The sequence below is a fragment of the Sagittula salina genome (assembly GCF_017813235.1).
GTDB classification, from domain to species: domain Bacteria; phylum Pseudomonadota; class Alphaproteobacteria; order Rhodobacterales; family Rhodobacteraceae; genus Sagittula; species Sagittula salina.
In genome coordinates this window covers 570,449-585,749 of sequence record NZ_JAGISH010000001.1, presented here as the reverse complement: position 1 = coordinate 585,749, position 15,301 = coordinate 570,449, and the positions used below count along the sequence as shown (strand labels likewise).

Here is a 15,301-nt window from a genome sequence, read left to right as displayed (position 1 = left end):
TCACCCCTCCCGCTTGTCGAAATCGATGCGGGGATCGACGAAGACGTACATCAGGTCCGACAGGATCGCGATGGCCATGCCGATCAGGGACGACAGGAACAGTGTCCCGAAGATCACCGGGTAGTCGCGCTGCACCGCCGCCTCGAACCCCAGCCGCCCCAGCCCGTCAAGGGAGAAGATCGTCTCGATGATGATAGAGCCGCCGAAGAAGACGCCGATGAACACGCCCGGCAGGCCCGCGATGACGATCAGCATGGCGTTGCGGAAGACGTGGCCGTACAGCACGCGCTTCTCCGACAGTCCCTTGGCACGAGCGGTCATCACGTACTGCTTCTTGATCTCGTCGAGGAAGGAGTTCTTGGTCAGCAGCGTCAGCGTGGCAAAGGCGGATATGGTCGAGGCCGTCACCGGCAGCGCGATGTGCCAGAAGTAGTCCGCCACCTTGCCCAGCAGGCTCAGGTTTTCCCAGTTGTCCGAGGTCAGCCCCCTGAGCGGAAAGATCTGCCAGTAGGACCCGCCCGCGAACAGCACCAGAAGCAGGATCGCGAAGAGGAAGCCGGGGATCGCATAGGCCACGATGATCACGCCCGACGTCCATGTGTCAAAGGACGATCCGTCCCGCACCGCCTTGCGGATACCCAGCGGGATCGACACCACGTAGGCGATCAGCGTTGACCACAGCCCCAGCGTGATCGATACCGGCATCTTCTCCAGCACCAGGTCGATCACCGATATGGACCGAAAGTAGCTCTCTCCGAAATCCAGCCGCATGTAGTTCCACATCATGTTCAGGAACCGTTCCAGCGGCGGCTTGTCGAAGCCGAACTCCTTTTCGAGTTCCTCGATGAACTCCTTCGGCAGGCCCCGCGCGCCAACATAGTCCGAGTCCGAGCCAAAGGTCTCCTCGCCCACGTCCTGACTGCCCCCCGCAAAGCCGGAGGTCACGTCGCCCTCGCCCTGCATCTTGGCAAGCACCTGTTCGACGGGGCCGCCGGGCACGAATTGCACCAGCACGAAGTTGAAGATCATGATCCCCAGAAGCGTGGGGATGATAAGAAGGAAACGTCTGAAGATATAGGCGGCCATGGTCGCTCAGTTCACCTGATTCTTGTTTATGCCGGGGTCGTCGTGGCTGCGGGAAAGCGGCATCATTTCACGACGCCGCGCTCCTTCAGGTCTGCGTGTTTCTCTGCGTTGAACCACCAGAAGTCCAGCACGCCCAACGCATATTTCGGCAGCGGGTCGGGGCGTTCGAACATATCGTAGGCGGCCACCCAGTAGGCGGGGACAAAGCCTTCGGCCACCTGGATCCGCTCCCATCGCAGCGCGCGGTCCAGCGCGGTCAGCGCCGTCACCTCGTCCTCGCGCGTCGTGGTCATCAGCGCCGCCTCCACGATGGCATCCACCATCGGGCTCTGCAGCGCGGCGGGATTATAGGAGGACACCACGGCCGTCTCCGATCCGAAAAGCTGTTTCAGTCCCGTTCCGGCGGTGGCAAAGGTCAGGATGCGCGTGTGGATCAGGTCATAATCCTTGTCGAGGAACCGCTGCTGGCCCTGCGCGCTGTCCACCTTCGTCGCATCGACTGCGATGCCCCAGTCGGTCAGCGTGCGCACGTAGGTCTCGATAGAGCTGAGCCGCACGTCGTCCCAGGTGGAAATCACGAGGAAATCGAGCGTCATCTGCTGACCTTCCGCGTTCATCAGCTTGCCTTCGGCGTTCAGCGTCCAGCCCTCGGCCTCTAGCAGTGCCAGGCCCTTGCGCTTGTTGCGACGGTCGATGGGGGTGCGCGGGTCGGAGGTGTGCGGCATCACCGCCTCCTCCGTCAGCATCTCAGGCGGCACCACGTCGCCCAGCGACTTCAGCAATTCCAGCTCCGCGCCTTCGGGGACACCCGTCGCCGCCCAGTCCTGCCCCTGCACAAAGGACGTGCGCTGCTCTGTCAGGCTGTACTGCAGCGACTCCCGAACCCACTCGTAGTTGAACGCAAGGCTCAGCGCGTGGCGGATGTTGCGGTTGTCCAGCGGCCTGCGTGTGGTGTTGAATATGATGCCGGTGTTGTTCGGCGCGGTCTCGTCGGGGATCTCTTCCTTCACCACGTCGCCACGCTCCAGCGCCGGGAAATCGTAGCCCGTCGCCCAGCGCTTGGTCGATCCTTCCTGCCGAAAGGTGGTGATGCCCGCCTTGAAGGCCTCGAATTCCGCCGTGTCGTCGGCGAAATACTCGAACCGCACGCGGTCGAAGTTGAACCGCCCCCGGTTCGCCGGATGGTTCCAGCCCCAGTAATTCTGGTCGCGTTCGTAGACAACGAAGCGGTTGAATTCGTAATCCGCCACCTGGTAGGGGCCGGACGCCATGGGCGATTGCACCGAAGGCTCGTCCAGCCGCTCGCCCGTCTCCTTGTACCAGTCCTCCGAAAAGATCGGCGTGCCGCCCACCTGATCGATCAGCGACCGGCGCGAAATGCCGTCCGCGAAGATGAACTTGCAGGTCAGGTCGTCGATCACTTCCGCGCCGACCACACGTTCCGCGACAGAGCGCGCGTAGGACCGGATGCCCTGCTCCAGGAACAGGTTATGCGTAAAGATCACGTCCCGCGCCGTCAGCGGCTGGCCATTGCGGAATGTCACGTCGTCCCGCAGATGGAAGACGACCCAGGACTGATCCTCCGGGTACTCCACCTCGCGGGCGATCAGGCAATAGGCGTCGGTCAGCGTGTCGGCGGGCAGACCGCCACCCCAGGGCATCTCTCCGAACAGCGATTCCGCCACGACCGAGGACGAGGTTTCCGGATTGCCGCGCCAGGCCCAGCGGTTGAACCCGTCAAAGGTGCCGCGCGCGCCCAGCACGATCTCGCCGCCGCGCGGCGCGTCGGGGTTTACATAGTCCCAGTGCTCGAAACCTGCCGGGTAGTGCAGATCGCCGTAGAAGGAATAACCATGCGCCTTGATCAGGTTGGCCGAAGCCTCGCCCATCGGTGCCGAGGCGTGGCTGTCGGCCCAGCCGGTGCGCGGCAGGAGCGGCGCTGTGGCTGAGGCCCCCAGCAGCCCGAGGGCGTGGCGGCGGTTCATCTGGAACGGCGTGGATCTGGTCATTCCCGGTCTCCCCTCTGGCCGCGCGTGGCAACGCGTGATGCGTCCATGTCTCGGCAATTATGGTTAATTTTAAGCTAAGTTGACTGCATGACCACATTCAAGCCGAGAATAAAGGGGGGGCTTCGGCTTGACGGCTTTGTGACGCCCGCGGGGCGGCGATCTGCCGGGGCGGCTGCGCCGTCCGGTGCGGTCGTCGAGGGATGTAAGGGGGGCTCTGGCCGGGAACTCGGGATTCGGACAGGTCCGGGGCAGGGGGCCGGACCTGTGGCGCACGGACTTGGTGGAGGGGAATTGGGTGGGCCGGATTCCGAAAGACAAGGAGCGTTGGCGAAGGTCCGCAAGGGCAGGTCACCGAACGCGCCTGAATTCGCAGCAGCCTGAACAAGGCGGCCTGTGTCAGAGCGACCGGAATTAAAAGACCGGAATCAGAAGGGCCGCGACCCTTTCGGATGCGGCCCTGTTCCTGCGCTCGGTCGAAACGATCAGCTGATGGTTTCGAGGTAGGCGATCAGGTTGACACGATCCTCCGCCTTGGGCAGGCCCTTGAAACTCATGGTGGTGCCCGGCGCGGTGCCCTTGGGGTTTTCGATGAAGTGGAAGAGGTTCTCCGGCGTCCAGTTATCGCCCACCTGCTGCAGTGCGCCCGAGTAGTTGAAGCCGTCGACCGCACCGATCCCGCGGTTCACCACGCCGTCAAGATGCGGGCCGGTGGCGTTCGATCCGTCGATCTTGTGGCAGGCCTTGCACTTGCCAAAGACCTTCTCGCCCTTGCCCGCATCTGCGGAGGCCATCAGCGTGGCGAAGTCAACTTCGGGCTCGGCCTCGGCGGGTTCGTCGCTGCCTGCCTCGATGACATAGGCTGCGGCATGTTCCTCGCCATGGGCGCCGGCGCCGCCGTGGTACACGGTCTCTGCCGCCCATTTGCCCAGCAGGTAGATCAGCAGGGCGCCGCAGACGCCGCCCACAACCTTGGTCATTGTCATCGTGTCAAACATGAGATGCCCTGTTCGTCTAAGATGTGTCCGTCGCGCGGGTATCTACGGCTTCCCTTTGCCGGTGGCAAGCGATAGAAGCCGCGACCAATCGCCCTTGCGGGCGGGGAATGCCGGTAATTTGCCACGCGTCGCACGGCTTTGGCCGTTCGACGCGCCTCGGGAGGACCCTCATGACACACCGCATCGCCTTTCAGGGGGAACTTGGCGCCTATTCCCATCAGGCCTGTGTCGACGCGCGGCCGGGGGCGGAGGTGCTGCCATGCCAGACCTTCGAGGATGTCATCGATGCGGTTCGGCAGGGGCGTGCCGACCTTGCCATGCTGCCGGTGGAAAACACTACCTACGGGCGCGTCGCCGACATCCACCGCTTGCTGCCGGAATCCGGGCTGAAGATCGTCGACGAGGCCTTCGTCCGTGTGCATATCTCGCTGATGGCACTGCCCGGCGTGGTGATCGAGGATCTGGAGGTCGTGCGCGCCCACCCGGTGCTGATCCCGCAGGCGGCGAGCTTCCTGAAGAAATATGGCATCCGCGGCGAATCCTGGGCCGACAGCGCGGGGGCAGCGGCAGAAATCGCCCGCGATGGGCTGAAGACCGTTGGCGCGCTGGCCTCCGACCTTGCCGCCGAAATCAACGGGTTGCAGATCCTCGCGCGCCACATCGAGGACCACGCCCACAACACCACCCGTTTCCTGCTGATGTCGCCTGAGGCGGACAATACCCGCCGGGGCGAGCATGGCATGATGACCACCTTCGTTTTTCAGGTGCGCAACATTCCCGCGGCGCTTTACAAGGCGATGGGCGGCTTTGCCACCAACGGCGTCAACATGACCAAGCTGGAAAGCTACATGGTCGGCGGTTCCTTTACCGCGACGCAATTCTACGCCGATATCGAGGGCCACCCCGAGGATCCGGCCGTTGCCCGCGCGCTGGAGGAACTGGCCTATTTCACCTCAATGCTGGAGATCCTCGGCGTCTACCCGCGGGACGCGGGCCGGGACTGAGCGGTTTGGGCCGGGCGGTTTCGCCTCGCGTGGCGAGGCGATCGGCGCGCGACCTTCGGCCGCGCGGTGGGGGCGCTGCCCCCAGACCCCCGCGGTATTTCCGAACCAAAGAAGCAGGTGCGGCGCCCGGTCCCCTAGGAAGGACTAGATCAGCAAGCCTGCCGCGCCCTCGTGGCGGAGCAGGAAGACCTTCGTCTCCACGCCGCCTGCGGAAAAGCCACCGAGGCCCCGGCTGCCCAGAACCCGGTGGCAAGGCACGATGAGGGGCAGCGGGTTGCCGCCGCAGCCGCGTCCCGCTGCCCGCGCCGAGACCCCCAGGGCGTGTGCCATTTGGACGTAAGTTGCCGTTTCGCCGAGGGGAATTTCCGCCATCCAGTCGCATGCGGCGCGCTGGAAGGGGCTGGCTCCGACTTCGAGCGGCAGGTCGAAGCGCGTCAGCCTGCCAGCATACCACGCCTGTACCTGGCGGGCGGCCTCGTCGAGCAGGGGCGTGCGCTCCATCCCGCCCATGCGCCAGCCGCAGGCAATGAGCCTGCCGCCGTCCTCTTCCAGTAAAAAGGGTCCATTCCGCGTGTCGAGGGTGAAGCTGGGCATGATGGTTCGTTCCCTGGAAGATACCTGCGGCTCCGCGTTGGTTCGTGGCTGTGACCTTTGGGAGCGACACTGCCATGTCGCCCGCCGGGGCGCAAAGCGCGGCGTGGGGCGCCCTTGGCGCTTTCCCCCGCCTGCGCCAGCCGCTAGGAGGGGGGCGAGACGAGAGGGGACGCGCGATGAACGACACACAGGAACTGGCCCGCATCGGGGCCACCGCACCGCGACGGGTGATCGGCGTGGGCGCGATGGCGCTTCTGGGGGGGCTGCTGCTGTACCTTGCCGTGGCCGAACCGCCGCAGGCCATGTTCTGGCAGGTCTTCCTGATCGCACTTGGCGGTTTTGCCCTGTGGTTCGCCATGCGCATGTGGGAGGCCACCGGCCACACGCTCATCCTGACGGAGGACGCGCTGACCGACAGCGACGGCACGCTGGTCGCCCGCCTCGACAATATCGAAAAGGTCGACCGCTCGACTTTTGCGATGAAGCCTTCGAACGGTTTCCTTATCCTGCTCGGGACCCCCGACGGCGCTGCCTGGCGTCCGGGCCTGTGGTGGCGCATGGGGCGGCGTATCGCCATCGGCGGCGTCACCTCCGGCGCGGTGACAAAGCCCGTGGCGGACGTGATCGCGGCCCTGCTGGTGCAGCAGGGCGACGAAGACTGAGGATCAGCTGTTCAGGTTGCCCCGCACGTAAGGGATCTGCGGTGCATAGCGCGGGCTGGTAAAGCTGTAGGTCCGGATGTCGAAGGCGCCGATGCCAACATCGAAGGCCGGTTCCCAGTCTTCCCAGGTTTCCACGATCAGAAGCTGTTCGTTGTCCATGCCAGCGGGCAGCATAGTGCGGTAGGTCGCCATGTCGGCGTCACTCAGGTTGTTGGACCGGCCGCGCAGAGTCGACCCGCGCTGGCGGGACCAGACCACCGACCAGGAGTCTTTGTCGGCGTCGTACTGCACCACGGCGATGCGCATATCCGTCAGGGCATCATCGGATTTTGTCAGGGTCGTCAGCAAGTCGAATGCGCCATCGACATAGGCGCCGTTGATGCCGTTCGTCTCGCGCGAGATCATGTCGGCAATCACATAGTTGGCCTTCTGGTTGACGCTTTGCTGGTGGAAGGCGTCGAAATAGACCCAGCCCACGCCGAACAGCCACAGCAGGATGGGCATCACGATAATCGATTCCACGTTTACGTAGCCTTCGGTGTCGCGGCTGAACCGGGACAGGGCGGCCTTTAGGCGCTTTTTCATCATCTGATCCTTCCTCAGCTCGGTTCGTTCACGAAGGCGGTGGTGGCGGTGAGGGCAAAATACCCTTCACCGTCTTTCGGCAGGCTCGCGTTGAGCCCGCCTGTGGGGGAAATCGGTTTGAACTTGTAGCAGGCGCGCAGGAATACGACCTGACCGCCTCGGCCGTAGGTGAAGTGGCGCTGCGGCGACACTGGCTGCACCATGTCGCGGCAGTCGATGGTCATCGGCGGCTCGGACCAGGCCAGGATGTCGACGGGGATCATTTCAAGCTGGAGCGTGTCGTTGCAATCCGGCAGGAACTTCGCCTTTTCGCAGATCTCGGCCTTGAATGAATCGTGGGTGGCGGGGCCGTTCCCCAGCTTGACCTCGCGCATGGTCTGGTCGAGCGCCCGTTCGAGCAGGACCTGACGGACGGTGATCACCCCCAGCTCCATCGCGGAGACGATCAACATGATGAAGATCGGCATCCAGAGGGCGACAGCCGGGACCATGGAGCCGTTTTCAGCGGTCCGGAAACGGCGCAGCTTGGAGAGAATGGCACGGGTCATTGTCTTGGCCTTTGGTCAGTGTTTCCTGATCCCGCGCAGGCATGCACAGGGCGGTTCCGTGGTCTTTCGGGGCCCGCGGCCGGGGCCGCTCCGGGCGCCGCGCGGGTCTTTGGAAGGAGTCTTCAGATCATTCCGTCAGGCGCAGTTCCACGAGCATGTCCGAGATCGAGGAGAATGCGTCGATCAGCTGGCCGCCCGTAACGTCATAGAAATGTGCCGGCGAGGAGGCGCAGCTGCCCATGGCGCGGCGGCCGCGTTCGGGGGCCTCCACGCCGATGGAGTAGACCACCATGCCTTTCTGCTTGGCGGCTTCGCAGATCCGGTCCAGACGGTTGTCCGCCGTGCGGCCATCCACCTTCACCTCCCAGGCGTAGTAGGCGTCGCGGTACTGCTGGTAGGAAGCCTTGCCATCGATGAAGGCCTGCCAGATCCAGCGGTTGGCATATTCGCTGACCTTCACGGTGCTGAAGAGCTCCATCCAGTTCAGCTGCACCGGCGCATAGTTGGTACAGTCCAGGTTGCCATCGGAGGTACCCGCCAATTCGGAATAGTCGATGGAAGTTATGGTTTCCAGCAGCGTGCTCTGGCCGGAGTTGCCACCCGCGCTCTGGTAGGTGGAGCACTTGAGCTTCCTTCGCGAACGCCCCGAGTCCGACTCGATGGTCGCCACGCCGTCCACCAATGGGGCGGCCCCGTCCATCACCCAGGAATAGGGTCCGTTGTTGTAGCGCGGCGTCCGGCCCGAGGCATGCGGCCAGTAGAACACATCGCGATGGTCGCCGGGATTGTCGATGACCCGGATCGACCAGCGGTCGTCGCCGGTACCCGGGGTGCCGTGATCGTCAACCCAGACGTTGGACATGTTGTCCGGGTTCTTCATGTAGTCCTTCAGGTCGCGTTGTTCGGTGTTCTCGCCATCTGTCATGACGACGACGAACTTCTGCGTCGTGCTCTCGTAGGCGGCGGGGCGGTACTGCGCGGCCTCGGGCGACAGGCCCGCGTCGGCGAGATCGGCGATCACCTCCTTGGCCGTGGGGTCAAGCAGCGCGACGCCCCACTTCATCCCGAGGTCGATCGCGGTATTGCCCTGCGCCACCAGCCCGTCGATGAAACCGTTGATCATCGCCTTGTCGGCGCTGTGCGCGATGATGTTGCCGGTGGTCCCGGTGGAGCACCACGGCTGATCGACAAAGATGTCGCGGCCCGATGACGGGTCGAACGGAGCGATCTGCCCCATCGGCGTATCCGGATCCAGCTCGGTCGTGTCGAACTGCGCATCGGTGAACGTCGCGCAGGTGGAAAAGTTGTGGTTCATCTCGATGGCATAACGCGCAGCCAGCTCCGGCCCGAGGTTCACCGTCGCGTTGTAGGGGATGATGGAAATAGTCACGCGGCTGTCGTTGCCGCCTTCGCCCAGAACAGTGTCGACAAAAGTCTTCGCCGCCGACTTCAGCTGTGCGAGCTTCCGTCCCGACATGGACCCGGAGATATCCAGCACAAGGCTGATTTCCGTCGGTGCCACGGAGTTTTCCGCCGTAGCTCTGCCGGTGACTTCCAGCGCGTCGATCCCCAGCAGCGACAGGAAGGTGGAGTCGACCTCGCTCTTGCCCTCAGCGGTCACACGGCGGCTGCCCTGGCTCGCATCGGGATCCACGCTGTCCAGCATCTCCTCCATGTCCATGGCGCGGAAGTAGTCGCGCACCACAAGCTCCTCGTCGCGGGTGTTGTTCATGTTCGCCGCCGCCAGAACTGCACGGTCCAGCGTGTGCTGCACCTTGTTGCGGCGCAATTCGGCATGCATCATGTCGATGCCGATCCCGGCAAAGATCATCATGATCAGCGAACCGGTCAGCGCGATGTAGGACATCGCACCGGCCTGATCGTTCCAGAAGCGACCCAGCCACCCGCCAGTGGCGGAGCGGCGCGCGGGCATATCCTTGTGAGCGGTCAGGTCCCGGTCGGCCGGGAAGGCTTTGGGTATCTTGCGCAGCATCATCAGGGCACCTTGCGGTTCGGGGCCAGTCGCAAACAAATAAGCGACCCGACCTTTCGGATGACCCTTTTTGACCGGTCAAGATGGCTGAATTTGGGCAGTTTGACTCACAATTTTGTAAGACTTTAACTGAATTTCGGGCAAAGTCCCGATATATCGGCTGCTTTGTTTCCCGGGTCGGGAAAATACCCGTCACCGTGTCCCGAAAAATGGTTGACTGTACGACTCGGAGCCAGATGCTGCCTTGGCCCGTTCGTTTCGTAATGTCACAAACAGGTATAAAGGGAATTTGGGTATGTTCCCACCACCTCATAAGTATAGTCTGTGCGAGCAGGCGAAGAGGAGCCACCGGAATGACTGCGCCGCAGCCCACATTTCGCGACAGTGTCGACCTGATGTACAACCGCGCCGTGGCGCTGATGGATCTTGAGCCGGGGCTGGAGGAAAAGATCCGCGTCTGCAACGCCACCTATACGGTGCGCTTCGGTGTTCGCCTGCGGGGGCGGATCATGACCTTTACGGGATACCGCTCGGTGCATTCCGAACATCTGGAGCCGGTGAAGGGCGGTGTCCGCTTCGCCTCGACCGTGGATCAGGACGAGGTCGAGGCGCTTGCTGCGCTCATGACCTACAAATGCGCTCTGGTGGAGGTGCCTTTTGGCGGTTCGAAGGGCGGCCTCTGCATCGACCCCCGGCAATATGACGAACACGAACTGGAACAGATCACCCGCCGTTTCGCCTATGAACTCATTCGCCGCGACCTGATTTCGCCCGCGCTGAACGTGCCCGCGCCCGACATGGGCACTTCGGAACGGGAAATGGCGTGGATCGCCGACCAATACGCCCGGATGCACCCGACCGACATCAATGCCCGCGCCTGCGTCACCGGCAAGCCGCAGACCTTCGGTGGCATTCAGGGCAGAGTGGAGGCCACGGGACGCGGCGTGCAATACGCCCTGCGCGAATTCTTCCGCCACGCGGAAGACGCGCAAAGGGCCGGGCTCTCGGGCGATCTGGAGGGCAAGACAGTCGTGGTCCAGGGGCTCGGCAATGTGGGCTATCACGCGGCCAAATTCCTCAGCCAGGAGGACGGCGCAAGAATCATTGGTATCGTGGAACACGACGGCGCGCTCTTCGATCCCGAGGGCCTGAACGTTGAGGCCGTGCACGACTGGCTGACAAAGCATGGCGGCGTCACCGGCTACCACGAGGCCAATACCGTGGCGGAGGGCGCAAAGGTGCTGGAGGAAGCCTGCGACATCCTCATTCCCGCCGCGACCGAGGGAGTCATTACAGTGGACAACGCGGAGCGGATCAACGCCCGCCTCATCATCGAGGCCGCCAACGGCCCCGTCACCGCCGGGGCGGACGACATCCTGCGCCGCCGCGGTGTTCTGGTCATTCCCGATCTTTTCGCCAACGCGGGCGGGGTAAGCGTTTCCTACTTCGAATGGGTAAAGAACCTGTCGCACATCCGTTTTGGCCGGATGGAGCGGCGGCAGGAGGAAGCGCGGCACAGGCTGGTGGTGAAGGAGCTGGAGCGGCTCGACCGCGCCATGGGGGCGGCGTGGTCGCTGCAACCGGATTTTCGTGACCGCTACCTGCGCGGGGCGGACGAACTGGAACTGGTGCGCTCCGGTCTCGATGACACCATGCGCGCCGCCTATCAAACCATGCGCGAACTCTGGCAGGGGCGGGAGGAGGTCACCGACCTGCGCACCGCCGCCTACATGGTGGCCATTGCCCGTATAGCGCGGACCTACACCGCAAAGGGCATCTGACCGCCCCGGCCCGCTCTGCCGGGTCAAGCCGGATCGCGGCGGGGCTGAATGGGCCACGCGAACGGGTGGCCGACTTTCGCCAGAAGATCTCTTCAGCCCTGTTCACAAGGCCCGCGCCGACGCGCAGCCACGGTTCCGACCCGGCACCCTCGCGAAAGGGCCGAGCAGCCCCCTTGGTAGAAGGTGAAAAAGAGGCGCCGGTATACAGAGCGCACGGCAGACGCCGCCGATTGGCCCCAGAACCGGCACCCGAGGACCGACCGCCTGTCCCGCCCCGGACATGTGGTGCCACCCCACAGAAACCAATCGCGCCCAAACTTCCCAACACGATGCGGCCGCCCGCATGTGACGACGATGGCCCGGGAGGCCGCGACCACGGCTCATAGGGTCCGCAGCGAGTACGAGACCCTGGAGGACGAATAGCGGTGCCACAGTTCCCGGGGAGCACGACGGCCGAAGTAGAAGATTCCGGCCATCACAAATGAAAACGGAACAGAAGTCGGGGTGATCGTGGTCTTCGCCTCTGCAAGATCAAGTCAAAGCTGAGGTTTTCCAATAGCTTAGCGAAGCAAATGGTGCCCGGGGGCGGAATCGAACCACCGACACGAGGATTTTCAATCCACTGCTCTACCCCTGAGCTACCCGGGCACTGGGTGAAGGGCGCTGCCCCTCGGGTGGTGGCGGAATAGCTGAGCCACAAACCGGTGTCCAGAGCTAAATTCAGCTTTTTTATCCCGCCTGCAAAGCCTTTCGCGGGCGGCCGCGAAGGGCTATCAGGGGGCCATGACACTCACCCCGAAAACGCTCTCCGAGATATTCGATCACGGCTTTGACACGGTCATCGACGTGCGGAGCCCCGCGGAATTCGCCGAGGATCATGTGCCCGGCGCGATTAACCTGCCGGTCCTCGATAACGAGGAGCGGGCCCACGTGGGGACGATCTACAAGCAGGAAAGCCCCTTCAAGGCGCGCAAGCTGGGAGCCGCGCTGGTCTTCGAGAACGCCGCAAGGCACGTATCGGGGCCGCTGGCGGAGCATGACGGGGCGTGGCGTCCGCTGGTCTATTGCTGGCGCGGCGGGCAGCGGTCGGGGACTTTTGCTTGGATGCTGAAGGAGATCGGCTGGCGATCAGACGTGGTGCAGGGCGGGTATCGGACCTTCCGGCGGTTGGTGAAAGACTATCTCTATGACCGGCTCCTGCCTTTTGCCATGGTGCAACTGGGTGGCTACACCGGTACCGCCAAGACCGCGCTTCTGCCACTGATCGCGGCGCGCGGCGTGCAGGTGCTGGACCTCGAGGCGCTGGCCCATCACCGCGGCTCGTTGTTGGGGGGCATGCCAGGAGGGCAGCCGGCGCAGAAGGCGTTCGAAACCCGATTGGCGCAGGCGCTGCATACGTTCGACCCCGGGCGGCCTGTACTGGTGGAGGCCGAGAGTTCAAAGATCGGCGAACTGAACCTCCCCCCCTCAGTCTGGGAGGCTATGAAGGCGGCGCCGTGGCTGGAACTGGAGGTGCCACTAGGCGCGCGCGCGCGATACCTGGCGGCGGCCTATGCCGACATCCTAGCCGATCCGGAGGCGCTTGCGGCGAAGCTGAAACCGCTGCGCTTCCATCGCGGTCATGACTTGGTGGATGAATGGTGCCGCCTGAGCGCGGCCGGGGAGACGGAGGCGCTTTGCCGCACCTTGGCTGCTGATCACTACGATCCGGCTTATCGGAAGGCGATGCAGGCGATTGCGCCGACGATTCTGGAACGGTTCGAGACCCCCACGTTGGACGATGCCGCGCTGGAGGCGCTCGCCAACCGCATCGCCGCGCGCCTGGAGCGGGTTCAGACCACGCGCAAGTAGCCCGGCTGGCCGGTGACCTCGCCGATTTCCGCGGCGGGATAGCCCGCGTCAATCAGCCGTTGCAACGTGTCCCCCGGCGGCACAGCTGCCAGAAGGCCCCCCGCGGTCTGCGGATCGAACAGCAGATCGTGGCGCGCGTCCTGGGGGAGTTCCGGCATGACCAATCGGTTTTCGCCATGCAGGGAGGCGCGTAGTCCGCTCTCTGCCAGCGCATGCGCGCCCGTCATCACTGGTACCGCATCGAGCCAGAGTTCCGCCCCGCTGCCGGAGTTCATGCAAATGTTGTGCAGATGTCCGAGCAACCCGAAGCCGGTCACATCCGTCATGGCATGGGCGCCCGAGAGGATTTCCGATGCCCGGCGCTGTGAGACCGTCATCAGCCTCAAGGCCTGCGCGACCCAAGCGCCCTGCGCCTGACCCATCATCTCCGCCGCCATGATGAGGCCGGACCCGATGGGTTTTGTCAGGATCAGCCGGTCGCCCGGGCGCGCGCCCTTCAGCGTGATTGGCGCGCGGTCGCAACGGCCCAGCACGGTAAAGCCGATGGTCGTTTCCGCCCCCTGCGAGGAATGGCCACCGACGATCTCCGCCCCGGCATCTTCCATGACGGCGCGGCCGGCCTCCATGATCTCCCGCAGGATGCGGGTCGCGATCCGCCCGGAGGCCTGTCGGATCACGAGGTTCGCCGTCGCTGCCTTAGGGCGACCGCCCATGGCCCAGATATCGCCGAGCGCGTGATGCGCAGCGATCTCCGTCATGGCGATGGGGTCCAGCAGGCTTTCGCGCAGGTGGTCGGTGCTCAACACCAGCTGCGCGCCGTCGATGCTCACCACCGCCGCGTCGTCGCCCGGCATCGCGTCACCCGATCCGGCTTGCAGCGCGGCAATCAGCGCGGGTTGCCCTACCTTGGCGCCGCAGCCGCCACAGAGTGGCTTGCCCCGCAACAGATCGTCGAGTCCTTCGGCGTGCTCTTTCGGGGCTGCCGGACGCTCCATTGCGGGCAGGTCACTGAACTTCTTCATGAAGGTCTGGTCGATACGGTCCTTGCAACGCCACACCCAGCCGCCGGAGAAAGACCATCCAAAGCGGTCGCCAAGCGCGGCTTTCTCGCCCAGTGATATCAACTTCAGGTAATTCGACTGCGGCACATAACGGCGCCGCGGCGACCGCCCCGCTAGGCTGGCGCGCAGGTTGTCATACAGCACGGGGGCTTGCCGGACCGCGTAGACCCCGGCCTTGGGGCGGGGGGTCGAAACCATATGCGCACAGTCGCCGACGGCAAAGATGCCGGGGGTGGAGGTCTCCAGCGTGGGGCCGACCTCGACAAACCCCTCGTGCAGGGCCAAATCGCTGTTCTGCAGCCAGTCCTGGGGGCGCGCACCCGTCGCGCCACAGACAAAACGGGCCGGGATCGCGCCCTTGTCCGTGTGCAATCCCTCGGCAGTGACCTCGGTTACGTTGGTGTGTTCGTGAAGCGTGACGCGCTGCGTTTCCAGAGCGGACCTGAGGCGTTGGGCCGCGCGCTCCGGAAGTGCGGCCAACACTCTCCCGCTTTCTACAATGTGCACCTGGGCCGGACGACCGCGCGCCCGCATCGCGTGAGCGAAGGCCATGGCAATCTCCGCACCGGCGACGCCGCCGCCAATCACCGCCACCTGTGCCGGGCCGGTCTGATCGAGATAAGCGCGCCAAGCAGAAGCAAAGCGCCCGAGCGGTTTCGCCGGAACCGCGTATTGGGCAAAACCGGGCAACTGTGGCATCTCGCTGGTGATGCCGATGTCGATGGAGGCGGTATCGAAATCGATCCGCCGCCCCGAAGCCAGCGTGACGGCGCGTGCAATCGGGTCGAGCCCGGTGGCCCGGTCGATCAGCAAGCGTGCCCCGGCAAAGCGCGCCAGCCGTACGAGATCGATGTCCAGCGCATCGCGGCTGTAATGCCCGGCAAGGTGGCCGGGCAACATCCCGGAATAGGGCGCGGTTGGCTCGGGGTTGATGACCGTCACGCGGGTGCCCGGCAGGGGTGTCATGCCCCAGCGTTTCAACACGATCGCATGGGTATGACCACCGCCGATAAGCAAGAGGTCCCGCGTGAATGGCCAATCCTGTCGCATGCGCTGTCGCCCCCCTCAAAGCCGGACCCGACGCGGGTCCGTCCTTAGGTGGTGTCGGTTTGCTGGTGCGGGTGCAAGACCG

The 15,301-nt window shown here is 64.3% G+C and carries 12 protein-coding genes and 1 tRNA gene; 4 read left to right on the top strand and 9 right to left on the bottom strand.

Features of this window, described 5'->3' with window-relative positions; translation table 11 throughout:
* From J5474_RS02730 to J5474_RS02720, 3 genes are all read right to left on the bottom strand, one after another.
* Nucleotides 1-1,086, bottom strand: coding sequence for a microcin C ABC transporter permease YejB (locus J5474_RS02730; protein WP_209359063.1), 1,086 nt, complete (start codon nucleotides 1,084-1,086; stop codon nucleotides 1-3).
* A gap of 62 nt (nucleotides 1,087-1,148) precedes the next feature.
* Nucleotides 1,149-3,095, bottom strand: a complete 1,947-nt coding sequence (locus J5474_RS02725; protein ID WP_245216194.1) for an extracellular solute-binding protein — start codon at nucleotides 3,093-3,095, stop codon at nucleotides 1,149-1,151.
* 482 nt (nucleotides 3,096-3,577) lie between these two features.
* Nucleotides 3,578-4,090, bottom strand: a complete 513-nt coding sequence (locus J5474_RS02720; protein WP_209359061.1) for a c-type cytochrome — start codon at nucleotides 4,088-4,090, stop codon at nucleotides 3,578-3,580.
* A 170-nt stretch (nucleotides 4,091-4,260) separates the two neighbouring features.
* Between J5474_RS02720 and J5474_RS02715 the strand changes: the two genes are divergently transcribed.
* Nucleotides 4,261-5,094 carry a prephenate dehydratase gene (locus J5474_RS02715; RefSeq protein ID WP_209359059.1) on the top strand — a complete coding sequence of 278 codons (834 nt, stop codon included), beginning with the start codon at nucleotides 4,261-4,263 and terminating at the stop codon, nucleotides 5,092-5,094.
* Nucleotides 5,095-5,238: 144 nt separating this feature from the next.
* Here J5474_RS02715 and J5474_RS02710 read toward each other — a convergent pair whose 3' ends face one another.
* On the bottom strand, nucleotides 5,239-5,688 hold the full coding sequence (locus J5474_RS02710) for a methylated-DNA--[protein]-cysteine S-methyltransferase (RefSeq protein ID WP_209359058.1): 450 nt from the start codon (nucleotides 5,686-5,688) through the stop codon (nucleotides 5,239-5,241).
* A gap of 176 nt (nucleotides 5,689-5,864) precedes the next feature.
* On the opposite strand from J5474_RS02710, the gene J5474_RS02705 reads away from it, so the two are divergent.
* Nucleotides 5,865-6,350 carry a hypothetical protein gene (locus J5474_RS02705; RefSeq protein ID WP_209359056.1) on the top strand — a complete coding sequence of 162 codons (486 nt, stop codon included), beginning with the start codon at nucleotides 5,865-5,867 and terminating at the stop codon, nucleotides 6,348-6,350.
* 3 nt (nucleotides 6,351-6,353) lie between these two features.
* On the opposite strand, the gene J5474_RS02700 is transcribed toward J5474_RS02705, so the two are convergent.
* The 3 genes from J5474_RS02700 to J5474_RS02690 form a co-directional block, all read right to left on the bottom strand.
* On the bottom strand, nucleotides 6,354-6,938 hold the full coding sequence (locus J5474_RS02700) for a TadE/TadG family type IV pilus assembly protein (protein WP_209359054.1): 585 nt from the start codon (nucleotides 6,936-6,938) through the stop codon (nucleotides 6,354-6,356).
* Between the two features lie 11 nt (nucleotides 6,939-6,949).
* A complete protein-coding gene (locus J5474_RS02695; RefSeq protein WP_209359052.1) occupies nucleotides 6,950-7,483 on the bottom strand; it encodes a TadE/TadG family type IV pilus assembly protein in 534 nt (177 codons plus the stop codon).
* A 127-nt stretch (nucleotides 7,484-7,610) separates the two neighbouring features.
* Nucleotides 7,611-9,479, bottom strand: coding sequence for a Tad domain-containing protein (locus J5474_RS02690; RefSeq protein WP_209359051.1), 1,869 nt, complete (start codon nucleotides 9,477-9,479; stop codon nucleotides 7,611-7,613).
* 350 nt (nucleotides 9,480-9,829) lie between these two features.
* Between J5474_RS02690 and J5474_RS02685 the strand changes: the two genes are divergently transcribed.
* On the top strand, nucleotides 9,830-11,257 hold the full coding sequence (locus tag J5474_RS02685; RefSeq protein WP_209359049.1) for a Glu/Leu/Phe/Val family dehydrogenase: 1,428 nt from the start codon (nucleotides 9,830-9,832) through the stop codon (nucleotides 11,255-11,257).
* 573 nt (nucleotides 11,258-11,830) lie between these two features.
* Here the strand turns inward: J5474_RS02685 and J5474_RS02680 are convergent.
* Nucleotides 11,831-11,905 (bottom strand) — tRNA-Phe (locus J5474_RS02680).
* A 135-nt stretch (nucleotides 11,906-12,040) separates the two neighbouring features.
* Between J5474_RS02680 and mnmH the strand changes: the two genes are divergently transcribed.
* Nucleotides 12,041-13,108 carry a tRNA 2-selenouridine(34) synthase MnmH gene (mnmH, locus tag J5474_RS02675; protein ID WP_209359047.1) on the top strand — a complete coding sequence of 356 codons (1,068 nt, stop codon included), beginning with the start codon at nucleotides 12,041-12,043 and terminating at the stop codon, nucleotides 13,106-13,108.
* Here the strand turns inward: mnmH and selD are convergent.
* On the bottom strand, nucleotides 13,090-15,219 hold the full coding sequence (gene selD / locus J5474_RS02670) for a selenide, water dikinase SelD (RefSeq protein ID WP_209359045.1): 2,130 nt from the start codon (nucleotides 15,217-15,219) through the stop codon (nucleotides 13,090-13,092). The genes mnmH and selD overlap by 19 nt on opposite strands.
* Nucleotides 15,220-15,301: the final 82 nt, after the last annotated feature.

Coding starts and splice junctions, on each gene's coding strand:
- J5474_RS02710 (WP_209359058.1), bottom strand. CDS start 5,688: ATGCCCAGCTTCACCCTCGACACGCGGAATGGACCCTTTTTACTGGAA.
- mnmH (WP_209359047.1), top strand. CDS start 12,041: ATGACACTCACCCCGAAAACGCTCTCCGAGATATTCGATCACGGCTTT.
- J5474_RS02690 (WP_209359051.1), bottom strand. CDS start 9,479: ATGATGCTGCGCAAGATACCCAAAGCCTTCCCGGCCGACCGGGACCTG.
- J5474_RS02725 (WP_245216194.1), bottom strand. CDS start 3,095: ATGACCAGATCCACGCCGTTCCAGATGAACCGCCGCCACGCCCTCGGG.
- J5474_RS02720 (WP_209359061.1), bottom strand. CDS start 4,090: ATGTTTGACACGATGACAATGACCAAGGTTGTGGGCGGCGTCTGCGGC.
- selD (WP_209359045.1), bottom strand. CDS start 15,219: ATGCGACAGGATTGGCCATTCACGCGGGACCTCTTGCTTATCGGCGGT.
- J5474_RS02715 (WP_209359059.1), top strand. CDS start 4,261: ATGACACACCGCATCGCCTTTCAGGGGGAACTTGGCGCCTATTCCCAT.
- J5474_RS02695 (WP_209359052.1), bottom strand. CDS start 7,483: ATGACCCGTGCCATTCTCTCCAAGCTGCGCCGTTTCCGGACCGCTGAA.
- J5474_RS02685 (WP_209359049.1), top strand. CDS start 9,830: ATGACTGCGCCGCAGCCCACATTTCGCGACAGTGTCGACCTGATGTAC.
- J5474_RS02700 (WP_209359054.1), bottom strand. CDS start 6,938: ATGATGAAAAAGCGCCTAAAGGCCGCCCTGTCCCGGTTCAGCCGCGAC.
- J5474_RS02705 (WP_209359056.1), top strand. CDS start 5,865: ATGAACGACACACAGGAACTGGCCCGCATCGGGGCCACCGCACCGCGA.
- J5474_RS02730 (WP_209359063.1), bottom strand. CDS start 1,086: ATGGCCGCCTATATCTTCAGACGTTTCCTTCTTATCATCCCCACGCTT.